This is a genomic window from Sinorhizobium sp. BJ1, assembly GCF_002531555.1.
Lineage (GTDB): Bacteria > Pseudomonadota > Alphaproteobacteria > Rhizobiales > Rhizobiaceae > Sinorhizobium > Sinorhizobium fredii_B.
This window is the reverse complement of the sequence record NZ_NWTH01000113.1, coordinates 1-974: the sequence shown is the minus strand read 5'-3', so window position 1 is coordinate 974 and position 974 is coordinate 1. Positions and strand designations below refer to the sequence as shown.

The 974-nt window shown below is 59.2% G+C and carries 1 protein-coding gene; it reads left to right on the top strand.

From position 1 onward, the window contains the following. The first annotated feature begins 136 nt into the window (after nt 1–136). A protein-coding gene (locus CO676_RS34300; RefSeq protein ID WP_097524314.1) for an IS5 family transposase occupies nt 137–897 on the top strand; the annotation gives its coding sequence in 2 pieces (ribosomal slippage) (nt 137–464 and nt 464–897; 762 coding nt in all). Nucleotides 898–974 lie beyond the last annotated feature (77 nt).

Below are 974 nucleotides of genomic sequence, written 5' to 3'. Positions count from 1 at the left end.
TCCGAATCATGGAGACCCATAGATTCAGATCATAAATAAATATGCAACTGTAATGCTAGGCCTTAGTGACGATTTAAGATTTGGGATTCCCATCAGGGTGCAAATCAGATTCAACGCTGGCTTTTGGAGGCCCGCGATGGAAGGCGAAGCTCTTCGTGACGATCAGTGGGAGAAGGTGAAGCCGTTCGTTCCCGGGGGACGGAAGGGAAGGCGCGGCCCGCGCAGCAACGGGCGCCGCTTCTTCGACGCGTTGTTATGGATGGCCCGTTCCGGTGCACGCTGGCGTGATCTTCCAGAGCGATTCGGCCCATATCAGACGGCCAAGCGTCGCTATTACCGCTGGATCGAGATGGGCGTGTTTGACCGCCTGTTCGAAGCGATTGTCCGTGATCCCGATCTCGAATGGCTGGCGATCGACGCCACTGTCATCCGGGCGAATGCACAAGCCGCAGGCGCGCGGCGCAAAAGGGGGGACCTGAAGCCCAGGCTCTCGGGCGCTCGCGCGGCGGCTTCGGCACCAAGCTCCACGCCGTCGTAGATGCACTCGGCCTGCCGATCCGCTTCGCGATCGGACCCGGCCAGCAGAACGACATGGCGCCAGCCTGCGGCCTTGTCGCCGGACTGGCTTCAGGCCAAGTCATCGCCGACCGCGCCTACGATGCCGACAGCCTCCACGACGCCATCCTGGATCAGGGCGGCGAGCCGGTCATTCCGCCTCGCCGTCATCGCAAGCATCAGCACGGCTATGATCGGATCGCCTACCGCCAACGCTGGGGAATTGAGGGCTTCTTCGCCAAACTCAAGCAGTGGCGCCGCATCGCAACACGCTACGATAAGCTCGCAGCAACCTTCCTCGGCTTCGTCAAGCTCGCCAGCATCATGCTCTGGCTCAAATGATTAAATCGTCACCACAGCCTAGCATTACAGTTGCATATTTATTTATGATCTGAATCTATGGGTCTCCATGATTCGGA